This is a genomic window from Streptomyces sp. NBC_00400, from assembly GCF_036048035.1.
Classification (GTDB): Bacteria; Actinomycetota; Actinomycetes; order Streptomycetales; family Streptomycetaceae; genus Streptomyces.
The window spans coordinates 5,679,148-5,693,582 of the sequence record NZ_CP107940.1 but is presented as its reverse complement, the minus strand read 5'-3'; the positions used below and the strand labels follow the sequence as shown (position 1 = coordinate 5,693,582).

14 protein-coding genes and 2 tRNA genes are annotated in these 14,435 nt (G+C 71.6%); 3 read left to right on the top strand and 13 right to left on the bottom strand.

Annotated elements, in window-relative coordinates:
* Positions 1–170: 170 nt before the first annotated feature.
* Positions 171–2,129 carry a S53 family peptidase gene (locus OHS81_RS24850; protein WP_328386872.1) on the bottom strand — a complete coding sequence of 653 codons (1,959 nt, stop codon included), beginning with the start codon at positions 2,127–2,129 and terminating at the stop codon, positions 171–173.
* Between the two features lie 362 nt (positions 2,130–2,491).
* Positions 2,492–2,564: transfer RNA gene (locus OHS81_RS24845), tRNA-Ala, on the bottom strand.
* A 199-nt stretch (positions 2,565–2,763) separates the two neighbouring features.
* Here OHS81_RS24845 and OHS81_RS24840 point away from each other — a divergent pair.
* Positions 2,764–4,107, top strand: coding sequence for a glycosyltransferase 87 family protein (locus tag OHS81_RS24840; RefSeq protein ID WP_328386871.1), 1,344 nt, complete (start codon positions 2,764–2,766; stop codon positions 4,105–4,107).
* A gap of 121 nt (positions 4,108–4,228) precedes the next feature.
* Here OHS81_RS24840 and OHS81_RS24835 read toward each other — a convergent pair whose 3' ends face one another.
* The 3 genes from OHS81_RS24835 to OHS81_RS24825 are packed head-to-tail and all read right to left on the bottom strand — an operon-like array spanning position 4,229 to position 6,274.
* Positions 4,229–4,462, bottom strand: coding sequence for a hypothetical protein (locus OHS81_RS24835; protein WP_004571982.1), 234 nt, complete (start codon positions 4,460–4,462; stop codon positions 4,229–4,231).
* Between the two features lie 3 nt (positions 4,463–4,465).
* On the bottom strand, positions 4,466–4,714 hold the full coding sequence (locus tag OHS81_RS24830; protein WP_328386870.1) for a hypothetical protein: 249 nt from the start codon (positions 4,712–4,714) through the stop codon (positions 4,466–4,468).
* A 57-nt stretch (positions 4,715–4,771) separates the two neighbouring features.
* A complete protein-coding gene (locus OHS81_RS24825) occupies positions 4,772–6,274 on the bottom strand; it encodes an MFS transporter (protein ID WP_328386869.1) in 1,503 nt (500 codons plus the stop codon).
* Between the two features lie 111 nt (positions 6,275–6,385).
* Between OHS81_RS24825 and OHS81_RS24820 the strand changes: the two genes are divergently transcribed.
* Positions 6,386–7,336, top strand: coding sequence for a helix-turn-helix transcriptional regulator (locus OHS81_RS24820; protein WP_328391395.1), 951 nt, complete (start codon positions 6,386–6,388; stop codon positions 7,334–7,336).
* 131 nt (positions 7,337–7,467) lie between these two features.
* Here OHS81_RS24820 and OHS81_RS24815 read toward each other — a convergent pair.
* The 7 genes from OHS81_RS24815 to OHS81_RS24785 all read right to left on the bottom strand — a co-directional run bounded on the left by OHS81_RS24815 (position 7,468) and on the right by OHS81_RS24785 (position 11,992).
* Positions 7,468–7,540: transfer RNA gene (locus tag OHS81_RS24815), tRNA-Ala, on the bottom strand.
* A gap of 112 nt (positions 7,541–7,652) precedes the next feature.
* The gene (locus OHS81_RS24810; protein WP_328391393.1) at positions 7,653–8,306 is read right to left on the bottom strand and encodes a histidine phosphatase family protein; all 654 of its coding nucleotides are present in this window, start codon (positions 8,304–8,306) and stop codon (positions 7,653–7,655) included.
* Positions 8,303–8,737 (bottom strand): ribosome silencing factor, encoded by a 435-nt coding sequence (gene rsfS, locus OHS81_RS24805; protein WP_088797625.1) that lies wholly within the window; start codon positions 8,735–8,737, stop codon positions 8,303–8,305. Before rsfS ends, OHS81_RS24810 begins: the two co-directional genes overlap by 4 nt.
* Before the next feature lie 305 nt (positions 8,738–9,042).
* Positions 9,043–10,887, bottom strand: coding sequence for an LCP family protein (locus OHS81_RS24800; protein WP_328386868.1), 1,845 nt, complete (start codon positions 10,885–10,887; stop codon positions 9,043–9,045).
* A gap of 24 nt (positions 10,888–10,911) precedes the next feature.
* Entirely contained in the window at positions 10,912–11,523 is a 612-nt protein-coding gene (gene nadD, locus OHS81_RS24795) for a nicotinate-nucleotide adenylyltransferase (protein ID WP_129296438.1), read from the bottom strand.
* A 51-nt stretch (positions 11,524–11,574) separates the two neighbouring features.
* Positions 11,575–11,724 (bottom strand): hypothetical protein, encoded by a 150-nt coding sequence (locus tag OHS81_RS24790; protein WP_328386867.1) that lies wholly within the window; start codon positions 11,722–11,724, stop codon positions 11,575–11,577.
* 118 nt (positions 11,725–11,842) lie between these two features.
* Positions 11,843–11,992 (bottom strand): hypothetical protein, encoded by a 150-nt coding sequence (locus tag OHS81_RS24785; protein ID WP_164993054.1) that lies wholly within the window; start codon positions 11,990–11,992, stop codon positions 11,843–11,845.
* Positions 11,993–12,145: 153 nt separating this feature from the next.
* On the opposite strand from OHS81_RS24785, the gene OHS81_RS24780 reads away from it, so the two are divergent.
* Positions 12,146–13,249 (top strand): M48 family metallopeptidase, encoded by a 1,104-nt coding sequence (locus tag OHS81_RS24780; protein WP_328386866.1) that lies wholly within the window; start codon positions 12,146–12,148, stop codon positions 13,247–13,249.
* Here the strand turns inward: OHS81_RS24780 and OHS81_RS24775 are convergent.
* On the bottom strand, positions 13,246–14,370 hold the full coding sequence (locus OHS81_RS24775; RefSeq protein WP_328386865.1) for an SCO2583 family membrane protein: 1,125 nt from the start codon (positions 14,368–14,370) through the stop codon (positions 13,246–13,248). The genes OHS81_RS24780 and OHS81_RS24775 overlap by 4 nt on opposite strands.
* Between the last annotated feature and the right edge of the window lie 65 nt (positions 14,371–14,435).

Sequence of the window (14,435 nt, the reverse complement as noted above, 5' to 3'; positions counted from 1 at the left end):
GCCCGCTAAGCAGAAGGCGTACGGCACGCATGGCGTCAGGGTACCGCAGGGCGTACGGGGCCCGCGCTGAGGATTCCCCCAACACGGGCCCCGCCCCCGTGACACCTCACTCCCGCCGCCGCCCCACCGGGGTCACGGACGGCGCGGGCAGGCGGTGCGGCGCGCCCGCGTCAGGGGCGGTAGGAGCTCACGTAGCCGGCGCCCGGCGAGCCCACGCCGGTGACGTCGTCGTAGCCGACGCCTGCGTGCAGCGAGCTGTCCTTGCCCAGGCTGCGCAGGGAGGTCGTGGTGCCCTTGCTGCTGTCGGTGCCGTTGACGTAGTCGACGCGGACGACGGCCAGGTCACGGCCGGCGCCCAGCGGGTGGTCGGTGACGTCGTGGTAGGCGGCGGTGCCGTAGCGCTGGTAGATGGCGGGGTTGGCGAAGCCGATGGCGACGCCGTGCCGGGCCTGCTGCGCGAGCGCCTGGACGCCGGCGATCACCGGTGCGGCCAGCGAGGTGCCGCCGATGCGGTACTCGTCATAGCCGAGCTTTCCGTCCGGCAGGGTCTGGGTCTGGCCGACGAGGAAACCGGTGTTGGGGTCGGCGACCGCGGCGATGTCCGGGACGGTGCGCATCGCGCCGCCGCCGTTCGCCTTCGCGAGCCCGTCCGGCACGATGCCGCGCTGGTAGAAGGGCTGCGCCACGGTCTTGCTGGTGCCGCCGCCGGCGCCGCCGTTGAAGGCACCGGGGAATCCGGTCCAGTCGTTGCCGTCCTTCGAGAGCCCCGCCTTCAGGGTGCCCCAGCCGGTCTCCCACTGGTAGGCGTCGTGCTTGCCGACGGCCAGGGAGGTGCCGCCGACCGCGGTCACCCAGGGGGAGTTCGCCGGGCTGTCGACCTGCTTGGTGCCGGTCTTGGCGACCTCGTCACCGTCGTCACCGGAGGAGAAGTAGAAGCCGATGCCCTGCACCGCGCCCTGCTGGAAGAGCTGGTCGTAGGCGGCTGCCGCGTCCGGGGTCTCGTTCGCCTCCAGGTCGCCCCAGGAGTTGGAGACCATGTCGGCGAGGTGACCGTCGACGACCTTGCCGAGCGAGTCGATCAGGTCGTCGTCCATGCAGGAGGCGCCGCCGACGTAGACGATGTCGGCGTCGGGCGCGACCGCGTGGACGGCCTCGACGTCAAGGGTCTCCTCGCCGTACCAGCCGGCCGCGCCGCACTCCTCGATGTGCGTGTAGTCCTTGGGCAGCACCTGGGAGAGCTGGCCGCGGCGGTAGCGGGGGTCGCCGTTACGGGCGGCGTACGTGTCCGCGTCCTTCGCGATGCTCGGCGAAGCGTAGGCGTCGGTGATCGCGACGGTGACGTTCTTGCCGGTCCACTTCTTCGCGCCGTAGGCGGCGCGCAGCTGCTTGCCGGTGTAGCCCTTGATCGCGTACGGGGCCTTGCCACCGTAGGCGGACGGCAGCTTCTTGTCCGTCGTGGAGCCGTAGTACGAGGAGAACGGACCGGAGTTGCGGAAGACGCCCTCCGGCGGCGGCAGTTCACCGGAGTGGTGCCGGGCCATCCGCGGCGCGTTGTCCAGGCCGGTGACCGTCAGCACCGCGTCGGCCAGCGTGGCGGGCGCGGAGGCGGTGGTCGACGGAGCGTGGTAAAGATGGCCGCTCTTGCGGTAATTGTGCAGGTCGGTGGCGAAGGCGCGCTCGGCGGCAGCCGCATCGCCCTTGACCGTCACATACCGGTTGGTGGTGCCGGTGACCGTCAGGCCGGACTTCTTCAGCCAGTCGGTCACCTTGGCTATCTGCTCGTGCGTGGCACCGAAGCGGGCCCGCACCTGGCCGGGGCTCAGGTACTTCCCGTACGCGGCGGAGTGCGGGTCGGACACGGCCCTGGCGTAGTCCGCGAGCCCCTTGGCGTCACGGCCCGCCAGGTAGACGCGGGCGGTGACGCCCGCAGAAGCGGAGGTGTCGCCCTGGTCGGCCTGCCGGGTGGCCCACAGGGGCTTGGTGCCCTGCAGTGCGTGCCGACCGCCGTCGTGGCCCGCGGCGTCGGCGGCGGGTGCGCCGAGCGCGAGCGCGCCGGCGACCAGCGGCAGCGTCGCTGCCCAGGCCAGACCGGCGCGGGCGCGCAGTGATCTGGTGCGGCTGGATCTCATGTAACCCCCTGCTGTGGCGATGCGGTGCGCTGCGGGGTGCCGCGCTGCGCCGGTGCGCAGGTGCGCGGCACCGCACAAGCGGTGAATGCGTGGGATGTGACGTTCACGCGATGCGCCACTCTTTCGGTGAACCGTTCATGTCAGGGACATGCGATCACCAAGAAGAGACCAAGGAATGGCAAGGACTGACCACGAATGGACAGGGGGCGAACATCCAACTCGCCATAAAGGACGGCCCCCTGACCAAAAATCAGGGCACGCCGGGAGGAACCGCCGCCGAGGCCGGGCGGCCGGGGCACCCGCCTCGCGGGCGCACACGACAAAGCGGGCCGTCCGTATCGGACGACCCACTCCGTTCTCTGTGGAGCTAAGGAGAATTGAACTCCTGACCTCCTGCATGCCATGCAGGCGCTCTACCAACTGAGCTATAGCCCCGTATTCTGTTTCCCGCCCGGTTCCCCGCTGCGGCATCGCCTACATTACACGGACCTCCCCGGCTTCTGCCAAATCGTTCTGCCCGGGGCCCCTCGGCCGTTGTACCGGGGCCCCGGGCCGTTGTGCCCGGGGCCCCTCGGCGCGACGCGCGGTACTGTCGGCACGCCGTGCCCGATTCATCCTGGGGGAGCCGAACGCCGTGACCGCGCTGGAGCTGGAAGCGCCCACCGACCCCCGCGGCGCCCGCCCCGGCAGGGGCCTCCTCCGCCGGCACCCGACCCGTGCGGCGGCCCTCGCCTGCCTGATCTCGTTCACGCTCTTCTGGATCGTGCAGCGCCTCGCCCACGTGACGATGCTCGACCTCATGGTCTACCGCGCCGAGGGCTTCACGGTCCGCAACGGCGGGTCCCTCTACGACATGGTGGCGACCTCGGCGCACCTGCCCAACACCTACCCGCCCTTCGCGGCGCTGCTGTTCACCCCGCTCACCCTCCTCGGCGTCCCCGCGATGCGCACCCTCGCCACGGCCGGCAACCTCGCGCTGCTCCTCGCCGTCGTCCACCTCTCGCTACGGCTGGCCGGCCGGCCCCGGCACCTCCCCCAGCCGGCCGCGACGCTCGCGGTCTCGGCGCTGCTGGTGTGGTGCGAGCCGGTGTGGACGACGCTGCGCTACGGCCAGATCAACCTGCTGCTCGCCGCGCTCGTGCTGTGGGACCTGACCCGCAAGGACACCCAGCGGCTCGCGGGTATCGGCATCGGTATCGCGGCCGGCCTCAAGCTCACCCCGGCACTGTTCGCCGTACTCCTCGCACTGGCCGGCGCCGTCCGTGCCGGGCAGCTGCTCCGCTCCGGCGCGGGGGTGCGCGCCGCCCGCAACCCCTGGCTGCGGCAGGCCGCCGTCGCCACCGCCGCCTTCCTGGCCACCGCCCTCCTCTCCGCGCTCGCGCTGCCGCGTGACGCGCACCGCTTCTGGACCGAGATCGTCTTCGCCGCCGACCGGGTCGGTGAGGTGGAGATCACCGCGAACCAGTCCCTGCGCGGCGCCCTCGCCCGGCTGCTGCACACCCACGATCCGGGCCTCGCCTGGCTCGTGGCCGCCGGTCTGGCCGCGGCCCTCGGCCTGGCACTGGCGGCCGCGTCGCTGCTGCGCGGACAGCGCGCCTGGGCGGCCGTCACCTGCGCGGCGACCGCGCTCCTGGTCAGCCCGATCTCCTGGTCCCACCACTGGGTGTGGTGCGTACCGATGGTGATCCTGCTCGGCTCCGAGGCGCTGCACCGGACCCACGCCGCCGCCCGCCGCTGGTGGGCGGCGACCAGTGCACTGGGCCTGCTGTTCTGCTCGTTCGCGCTGTGGTGGGTGCCGCACCGCTGGCACCGCCACGAGGAACTGCACCAGAACGGCGTCCAGATGCTGCTCTCCGACGTCTATCCGCTCGCCGGTCTTGCACTGCTGGCGCTGGCCGGGGTCCGCCTGTGGCGGCGCGGCCGGCGGCCGGGGAGGGACAGCGGGCACCCCACGGCCACTGCCGGCCATGGGGTGTGAACCGGTCGCCCGCGCGGCGGAATGACGTGGCGGCCGTCGTGCCCCCGCACCAATACCGCCCGCGGGAACGGCAGTTCCGCCGTGTCCCGGCTGCCGCCGGCTTCGCCGGGGCGGGCCCCGCTCAGGCCGTCGCGAACGAGTAGAAACGCTTCAGGGTGCAGTGCTCGTCCAGCAGCCGTCCGTAGATCGGCTCCCCGTCGAGCTCCCGGTAGGTCTCGATGGGGTCGCCCTTTATGACGAGGGCGCGGGCGCATTCCTCGCACCAGTACTGGTAGTCGGCGTTGACCGGTTCCATGTCGCGGACGATCGGCGTACCGCTGCCGCACCAGTCGCATTTCCTGCTGTGGGCGCCCATCCATCAGCTCCAACTGCGGCCGCAGGCCGTACAAACGAAGGAAATGCCCCCGTCGTCACCCAGCACCTGCGCCACATGGGAGGCGCCGCACGAGGAGCACTGCAGAGCGGAACCGTCATCGCCGCCGACTGCGGGGAGAGGAGCATCTACGGGGCCGGTGAAGCGGAGCGCATACTCCGGAAGCCAGTCATATCCCTGCGCCTCGGCCACTTCGAGCAGGTCGTTGACCTCCTCGAGGATGCTCGTGGGCATCGTGATCTCTCCTCCCCTGCCGGCGCCGTCCGATTCTGCCACGGACCACGGACCGGGTCAGGTCCGCCTTCTCGCCATCCCCACGAGCCCGCCCACCGCAGCCGCGCCCGCCAGAGCGAGCATGCTCCCCCAGAGTGCCTGCGACGCCGCGCCCACTCCCGCCTCCGCCGGCCGATTGAGGAAGAGTGCCCCGAAAAGGGAGGTCCCCAGCAGCAGTCCGACCTGGTTGACGGTCACCACGAGACCGCTCGCATCCGCCGCGTACTCCTTGCGTACGGTTCCCAGCGCGGCGGCAAGATTGGGGCTGTGGGCGAACCCGAGGCCCGCACCGATGCCGGCATACGCGGCAAGCAGCCCGATGCCGTCTCCGGCTCCGCCGTCCTTGAGCGCCAGCCCGATCCCCACCAGCACCACGGACAGCATCACGAACCCGCCGGGGACCAGCAGGGGGTGCACTCGCGCGGGCAGCCGCCGCCACCACAGCCCCACCGCCCCGTACGCGAGGGCCGTCGGAACGAACAGCAGCCCGGTGCGCAGCGCGCTGTAGTGGAGCGTGTCCTGGAAGTGCAGCGTCAGTACGAACATATAGCCCGCGTTGACCGCCATCACCAGGGCAATACGGATCACCGACAGCGGCATCCCCGGCGCGCCGAGCACCCGCGGCGCGATCAGGGGAGCCCCGCCCCGCCGCGCGCGCCGGGCCTCGTACCCCGCGAACGCCCCCAGCAGCACCCCACCGGCGGCAAGCGACCACCACGTCCACGCCGGCCGGCCCGCCTCCTGGCCGAGCACCAGCGGCACCGTCACCAGTACCAGCGCTGCCGCAAGCAGGACCAGGCCGGGCAGGTCCAGGCCACGTGCCGGACCGGACGGCCGGTCCCGGGGGATCAGGCGTGGACCGGCCGCCAACAGCAGCGCCCCGATCGGCACATTCACCAGGAACACCGGCCGCCAGCCCGCGCCGAAGAGGTCCGCGCTGACCAGGACGCCGCCCGCGATCTGCCCGCAGGCCGCCCCTACGGCCATCACCGCGGTGTAGGCGCCGAGTGCCCGCGTCCGCGCCGGACCCGTATGGGTGCGCTGGATGATCCCCAGCACCTGCGGGATCATCACCGCCGCACCGGCTCCCTGGACGGCCCGGAAGGCGATCAACTGGCCGGCTTGCGCGGCCAGTCCGCAGGCCAGCGAGGCCGCGGTGAAGACCGCGAGCCCGGCCAGGAACGTCCGCCGCGGGCCCAGCAGTTCACCGATCCGCGCACCGGTGATCAGCAGCGCCGCGTACGTGATCGTGTAACCGGCGATCACCAGTTGCAGCGCGGCGCCCGAGGCGTCCAGGCCGGCGCCGATCGACGGGGCCGCGACAGTGACGATGAAGGCATCGAGCAGGGCCATGAACTGCCCGGTGAGGATCACCGCCAGGGTTCGTCCCGCACCCCGCGAACGGGCGCTTCCGGCCCCGGGCGCGGGGCCGTTGTCAGTGCCGGGTTCTTTAATGGCCGGTGGAGTCGGCACCGTGAGCACGGGCGTCGGCGGCGCCCCCGAGGAGAAGTTGTCCGTCATGCCGGTGAGCCTGTCGGCGAACGGATGCCTCTCACGAGAGCCCGCCGATGCTGGTACCGACAGCACCTGGCAGGCCCGCGCGCCTGCCCCGACGATGGGGGTGTGAGCAGCATGGTGAACGCGTCCCGGCGGCCGGCCGGCCGGCGGCGCCCCGAACTGGCGGCGTTCCTGCGCGGCCGCCGCGCCCGGGTGACCCCTCAGGACGTCGGCATGCCCCCGGGGCTGCGCCGCCGCACTCCCGGCCTGCGCCGCGAGGAGGTCGCCCAGCTCTCCGGTGTCGGAGTGACCTGGTACACCTGGCTCGAACAGGGCCGCCCCATCAACGCCAGCGGCCAGGTACTGGACGCCGTGGCCCGTACGCTCCGGCTGGACGACGCCGAGCGCGAGCATCTCTATCACCTGGCGGAGGTTGCGTACTCCCCCGCCCGTGAGGCGGACGCGCAGTCGGTCGCCCCGGAGGTGCAGGGCATCATCGAGGCGCTGGTGCCGCTGCCGGCGGTGGTCTACAACGCCCGCTACGACATCCTGGCCGCCAACGCGGCCTACCGAGGGGCCTTCCCCACGACCGCGTCGGCCCGCGGCCCGTCGCGCAACATCCTCTGGCAGCTGTTCACCATGCCGCCCTGCTGCTGCACGATCGTCAACCGCGACGAGGAGTTCCCCGCCCTCGTGGCGCAGTTGCGTGCGGCGTACGGCCGTCATGTGGGCGAGCCGGCATGGGAATCGCTGATCGGGCGGCTCTCACGGACCAGTGCGGATTTCGCGCGCCTGTGGGAGGCCGGGGACGTCTCACCGCCGGGGAACCGCATGAAGGTGATCCGGCACGCCTCGGTCGGTGAGATACGGCTGGTCTCGACGTCCCTGGCGGTGGGCGGCGTCCCGGAGACCCGGATCGTGGTCTACACGCCGGCCGATGAGGAGAGCCGGGAGCTGACGGCGGTGCTGCGCGGCATCCACGACCCGTTGACCGGCTGTCCCGAGCATCTGCGGCCCGCTTCGGAGGCCCGCGCGGAGCTGGAGCAGAAGTGGGAGCTCAGCGGCAGCGCGCACACGGAGCCCTGACCACGGGGCCCGGCCGGGCAGAGAACCCGCAGAACACAGAGATCCCGCACCACCAGAGAACCCGCACCACCAGAGAAACCCGTAGAACGCAGAGATCCCGCCTCCGTCTGGAGGCGGGATCTTCCGGGCTGTGGAGCTAAGGAGAATTGAACTCCTGACCTCCTGCATGCCATGCAGGCGCTCTACCAACTGAGCTATAGCCCCGGGTCTTGTTCCGCTCCCCCGGGTTTCCCCCGGCGGCGCCGCGAACAAGAAGAACTTTAGCCTGCGACCTGCCCAGATGTGAAATCCGGTCGGCCGGGGGCGCCCGGCGGGCTCAGTCGTCGTCGCCGAGCACCGGCTCCGGCAGGGTGCCGGCATTGTGCTCCAGCAGGCGCCAGCCGCGCGCGCCCTCGCCCAGCACGGACCAGCAGCAGTTCGACAGACCGCCCAGGCCCTCCCAGTGGTGGGCCTCCAGGCCGAGCAGCCGCCCGATGGTGGTGCGGATCGTGCCGCCGTGGCTGACGACGACCAGGGTGCCGTCGTCGGGCAGCTTGTCGGCGTGGCCGAGCACGACGGGGGCGGCCCGGTCGGCGACCTCGGTCTCCAGTTCGCCGCCACCGCGCCGCACCGGCTCACCACGCTTCCACGCGGTGTACTGCTCGCGGAACTGCGCAAGGATCTCGTCGTGCGTCAGCCCCTGCCAGGAGCCCGCGTAGGTCTCCCGCAGGGCCGCGTCGTGCGTGACCTCGATCCGGGTGAGCGCGGCCAGCTCGCTCGCGGTGGTCGCGGCCCGCTGCAGGTCGGAGGCGATGATGGCGTCCGGCCCGAGGGCGGCGAGCAGGCGGGCGGCGCGGCGCGCCTGGCCGCGGCCCTCCTCGGTCAGCTCGATGTCCGTCGATCCCTGGAAGCGGCGCTCCAGGTTCCAGGCCGTCTGGCCGTGGCGCCAGAGGACGATGCGGCGGCCCCGGCCGCCCTTGGTGCCGTTCAGAGCAGTTCTCCGTCCTGCTCGCCCGCCGTGGCCTCGGCGTGCTCCGCGGCCTTGCCGCGGGTGGCCTTGGCCTCCTCGGGGAGGTCGATCTCGGGGCAGTCCTTCCACAGGCGCTCGAGCGCGTAGAAGACGCGCTCCTCGCTGTGCTGGACGTGCACCACGATGTCGACGTAGTCGAGCAGGACCCAGCGGGCCTCGCGGTCGCCCTCACGGCGGACCGGCTTGGCGCCGAGGTCCTTGTTGAGCCGTTCCTCGATCTCGTCGACGATCGACTTGACCTGGCGGTCGCTGGGCGCCGAGGCCAGCAGGAAGGCGTCGGTGATCGAGAGGACGTCGCTGACGTCGTACGCGATGATGTCGTGCGCGAGCTTGTCGGCCGCGGCCTGCGCGGCGGCGTTGATGAGCTCGAGGGAACGGTCCGTGGCGGTCACAAGCGGCTTTCCGGGTCGAGGGCAGCCTCTCCGGCCGGGCAGGGGCAGCTGGCTCACTGCTGAGCCGCGGCGCGTGCCGCAGTCCCCGTGGACGACCGGATCGGCGGTCAAGTACCCCTCAAGGGTCTCACGGACCACCGACACTCCCGACTGGGTTTTCGAACCAGTCGGTCGGTTCCGGTGTCCGGGCTGGTCAGCGCAGTGTCCGGGCAGGGCAGCACGGTGGCCGGGCAGGGGCGGCACAGCGGCTGGGGCCCGCCCGGTGCCCGCCGGTGGAGGCCGGCAGGCACCGGGCAGGTGACCCGTCAGCCCTTGTAGTCCTGCCCGAGCACCACCGTGATGTCGGCGTTCGAGGCGCCCTTGCCCTGCCTGACCACGCCCGCCGGCAGGCCCAGGGTCTTGGCGACCTCCGCGGCCTTGGCCTTCTGGGCGGTGTCCGCGTAGGTGACCCGGGACGTGGCGGCCGCGCCCGCGGTGCCCGCGTCGACGAAGCTGTAGCCGCCGTTGAGCAGCGCGACCTGTGCCTTGTTGGTGGCGCCCGTGGTGCCGGTGGCGTTGCGCACGGCGACCCGGGCGGCCGCGTCGGGGGCGGTCTTCTTGACCGTGCCGCCGAGCACGTCCTTGACCACACCCGCCGCTGCGGCCTGGCTGAGCGTGCCGTTCGCCTGCACCGGCAGCAGCGTCGTGCGGTACGCGCCGGTCTTCGCCAGCTCCGCCCGCTGCGCCAGCGAGCTGCCCAGCTGGCCCTCGGTGAGCGGCGGGTCGAGCACCTGCAGCAGCGACTTCACGGTGGCCGTGGCGCCGTCGGCGTCGCTGGAGACCTTCTTCAAGGTCGCCTGCATGACCTGGCCGAACCGCTGCAGCTGCCGGGTCTGGGGCTCGCCCGGCGCCTGGTAGGTGGCGTAGGCGACGGCGGCCTGGCCATTGAGGTCCTGCGCGCTGCCCTGTTTGACGGCCGGGGAGTCGCCCTTCTTGGCGCCGGGCACGGTGGCGTCAGTGTCCAGCGTGATCCCGCCGACCGTCTCGACGAGGTTCTCCAGATACGGGGTGTCCAGCCGCCAGCTGGCCTTGAGGTCGGCGCCCAGGAGGCCGTTGAGGGAGTCCCGGGTCGGCTCGGTGCCGTCGTCCTTGACGGACTTGCCGAGCGTCGTGGAGCTGCCGTCGTCCTTGGGGACGACGAGGCTGTTGGGCAGGAGGACGGTGGTGCCCTTGTGGGTGGTCGTGTTGTCCACCAGCAGCGCCGTCGAGCTGTTCCCGGACTTGGTGTCCCGCAGATGGACGACGAGGACATCGCGCTTCTGCCCGCCGGCCGCGGCCGCCTGGCCGGTGCCGGGACCGGCCAGGCCGGGGAGCTTGCCCGCCCACCACAGATAGCCGACGCCACCGGCGGCCAGCAGGGCCAGCACGACGGACAGCGCGACGATGCGGCTGCGGCCGCGCCGTTTGGCCTCCTCGCGCCGCTCGGTGCGGCTCTCGGTGAACTTCAGCCAGTCGATGACGTCTTCGGAGTCCTCGTCCGGCTCCTCGATGAAGGAGAACTGCTCGGTGCGGTACTCCGGGTCCTCGCCCGGGGAACCGGGCGCGCCGCCCGTGGCGCCCGGCTCGGCGCCGTCGTCCCCCGGGGCCCGGTGCCGCTCCTGCGGCCGGGGCGGCGGGTCCTGGCGCTGCGGAGCGGGCTCGTCATAGGGGGGCCGGTCCGCGTAGGAGGTCTGCTCGTACGGGGGCTGCTGGGCCTGCTGGGGGACCCACTCCTGCTGGTGCGGCTGTTGCTGGGGCTGGGCGTACGGGTCGTACTGCTGCGGATAGCCGGGCCGGTCCTGCACCTGCGGACGGCCGTACGCGTCGTAGCCGTACTCCGCCTGCCCCTGGTGCCCCTGGTATCCCTGGTATCCCTGGTGGCCCTGCTGCCCCTGCGGGGCCTGGCCGCCGCCCTGGTGGCCGCCATAGGGGTCATAGCCCTCATAGGCGGAGGGGGCGGGCTGCTGCCCGTAAGCGTCGTAGTGCTGCTCGTACGACGACTGAGCGGCGTCGCGGTACACCGGCTGCCCGTAGGCGTCGTAGGTGTAGCTCGTATGCCCCTGCTGCTCCTGGCCATAGGGGTCGTGGGCATACGGGTCCTGCGGCCCGTACGGATCCTGTCGGTCGCTCACCGGTGCCCCTTTCCGTCAGCCCCGTCAGCGGTCGTTGCGGTACAGCTGTTTTTTGTCGATGTAGCGCACCACACCGTCCGGCACCAGGTACCAGACCGGATCCCCCTGGGCGACGCGCGCCCGGCAGTCGGTCGAGGAGATGGACAGCGCCGGCACCTCGACCAGCGACACCGCCCCCGCGGGCAGCCCGGGGTCCGCGAGGACATGGCCGGGCCTGGTCACCCCGATGAAGTGGGCGAGCGAGACCAGCTCCGCGGCATCGTGCCAGGTCAGGATCTGGCTGAGCGCATCGGCGCCGGTGATGAAGAACAGATCCGCGTCACGGTGCTCCGTCCGCAGGTCACGCAGCGTGTCTATGGTGTACGTCTTGCCGCCGCGGTCGATGTCGATGCGGCTGACGGAGAACTGCGGATTCGACGCGGTCGCGATGACCGTCATCAGATACCGGTCCTCGGCCGGGGACACCTTCTTGTGGCTCTTCTGCCACGGCTGTCCCGTCGGCACGAAGATGACCTCGTCGAGGTGGAACTGGCTGGCCACCTCGCTGGCGGCGACCAGGTGTCCGTGATGGATCGGGTCGAACGTGCCGCCCATCACTCCGAGTCGCCGCTTCACGGGCCCTGTGTGCTCTCCCATGCGTGCAGACCCTACTGGGCTGTGCGCGATGCCGGGGGCCGGGTGCCGGGCTCAGCGGTCCCGGTTGAAGCGGGTGGTGATCCAGAGCAGGAGGAGCAGGACAAACAGGGCGCCGCCGCCGGTCACGAAGGGGCTGAGGCTGGCGTGACCGCCCTCGGCGGCGAGGGAAACCAGGGGCTGTGCGGTGGTGTGCAGGCTCATCGTCAGCAGGACCAATCCGGGCTGGGGTCGGGCAGAGACTTCCACCACATCGTAAGCGCCGCCTCACCGCGGGCTCACGGCGACTCCGCCCGGAGGCGTCCGGGCCGTGCGCGGGAGGTCAGTCCTGGCCGTAGCCGCGCAGCAGGAACCAGGCGAGCAGGCCGGCGCCCACGAAGCCGACGACGATCACGGTGCGCAGGATCCACCCGGGTCCGCCGTCCCTGGCGGTCTCCTGGGCTGCGGCGAGCAGCACGCTCGGATACGGCATGACGGTGCGCTCCCTCGGGTACGGCCCGTGTGGTCATCTGTACGGGCCTGTGCGGTCATTGGTGCGATCGCCAGCGTACGCCCGAGCATCCATTCTCCTGTCGGCGGCGTCCTCTAGTCTGAAACACACGCAGTCGAACAGGGGGAGGCCCCAATGACGGAGAGCCCAGGCGGCAGCGCGAACGTTCCGAGCCGGGACCGGCGGCGATTCCCCGGAATCTCGTCGCGGTCGTACGAGCACCCGGCGGACCGTTCGGCGCTGGTGGCGCTGCGCAAGCTGAGCGGCTTCGACACCGTCTTCAAGACGCTCAGCGGCCTGTTGCCGGAGCGCAGCCTGCGGCTGCTGTTCCTGTCGGACTCGGTACGGGTGGGCGAGCAGCAGTTCGCGCACCTCAACGACATGCTGCGCGACGCCTGCTACATCCTGGACCTGGAGAAGGTCCCGCCGATGTACGTCAATCAGGACCCGCAGCCCAATGCCATGTGTATCGGTCTGGACGAGCCGATCATCGTGGTCACGACCGGTCTGGTCGAGCTGCTGGACGAGGAGGAGATGCGGGCGGTCATCGGCCACGAGGTCGGGCATGCGCTGTCCGGGCACGCCGTCTACCGCACGATTCTGCTGTTCCTGACGAATCTGGCCATGAAGGTCGCCTGGATCCCGCTGGGCAATGTCGCGATCATGGCGATCGTGACGGCACTGCGCGAGTGGTTCCGCAAGTCGGAACTGTCCGCCGACCGCGCCGGGCTGCTGGTCGGCCAGGACCTGCAGGCCTCGATGCGCGGACTGATGAAGCTGGCCGGCGGCAATCATCTGCACGAGATGAACGTCGACGCCTTCCTGAAGCAGGCGGACGAGTACGAGGCGGGTGGCGATCTGCGCGACTCCGTGCTGAAGATCCTCAACCTGCTGCCGCGCAGCCACCCGTTCACGACCGTACGGGCGGCCGAGCTGAAGAAGTGGGCGGCCAGCCGCGACTACCAGCGGATCATGGACGGCCACTACCCGCGCCGGGACGAGGACAAGGACACCTCGGTCTCCGACTCGTTCCGGGACTCCGCGGCCCACTACGCCGACTCGGTGCGCAACAGCAAGGACCCGCTGATGGGCCTGGTGCGCGATATCGCGGGCGGTGCGGGCGATCTGGGCGGCAAGCTGCGCGACACGGTCTTCCGTGGCGGCGGGCGCTCCGACGGCCCGGGCGGCGGCAACGGCAGCAACGGCTCGGGGGGATCCGACCGCCCGGAGGCCTCTTAACGCAGCGGACGGCTCGGCTTCGGCTGGGCGGAGGGCGCCAGCTCACCGCAGAGCGAGGGGTTGGCGCGGTCCCTGGCGTAGGGGTCGGTACCCCGGGGCCGGTCCTGGCCGGCGTGCTGTCCCGCGAACAGCGGGCGCAGCGCGTCGGCGGGCCGCGAGGAGCAGGCCAGCGGCCCGGCCTGCAGGCTGCTCTGCACGACCTCCAGGCGGTGGTCGTTGAGGTTCTCCCGGCTCAGCCGGAAGTGCACCTCACGCCGGACGGTGACCAGCGAGGCGGCGCCCGGGGTGGGCTTGCCGACGCCCTGGCCCGGGGCGTTGTCCGGCGCGCCGGGGGCGGGCCGGACGGCGTAGACGAAGGTGTAGTCGGCGGTGACGTCGAGCGCGTCCGGGCTCAACTCCGATGCGGCCAGCGTGCCGTTGACCCGGACGTTCCGGTCGGCGAGCCGGGTCTGCCGGGGGTCGAAACGGATCAGCCACCCGGTCGCCGCGTCGTGGCCGTTGTCATCGGGGCGCGCCAGGCTGCGGTCGAACTGGTCGAGTTGTCCGGTGTCGAGCAGCAGCCGCACCGGCCGTACGGACCCGCCGGTGAGGGTCTGCGGGTCCAGCGAGGACCGGACGAGGTAGTCCTTCGCGACGGTCAGGGCGGCGACGATCTGGCCGTCGGAGAAGTGCTCGGTCCGGGTGACGGCGGGCAGATTGACGCCTGCTGCGCCGATTCGGTAATTGGCCGCGGGGCTGTGGGCGAAGAGGTCCCCCGGCGTCGCTCCGGGTACCTTCCCGGCCGGCGCGAGCGGCACCACCGCGGACCGCAGCGGCTGCGCCCGGACCGTCTCCGGGGTTTTGTACGGATGGCGTACGCCCATGTAGACGGCGGTGCCGAAGGCGAGGACGATCAGCAGCACCAGCAGGACGGCCTGCCGTGAGCCGCCCAGCCGCATCCAGGCGTGCCGGGTTTTGACGGCCGGCGAATGGTGCTCGCCCAGCCGCTCGTCCGCCGAGAATTCCTGCAGTCGTGCAGCACGGACAAACGATTCGTCGAAGACGACGGATCGGTATTCGTCCTCACCGCCTCCCGGGGCGCCGTTGGGCGTCCCTTCGGGAGGGTCCCCAGGCCCGGTCATACAACAAGAGTAGGTCTGCCGGGGCGAAGGTAAACGCCGGGGCGGCGGGCAACTTCGTGACGGGA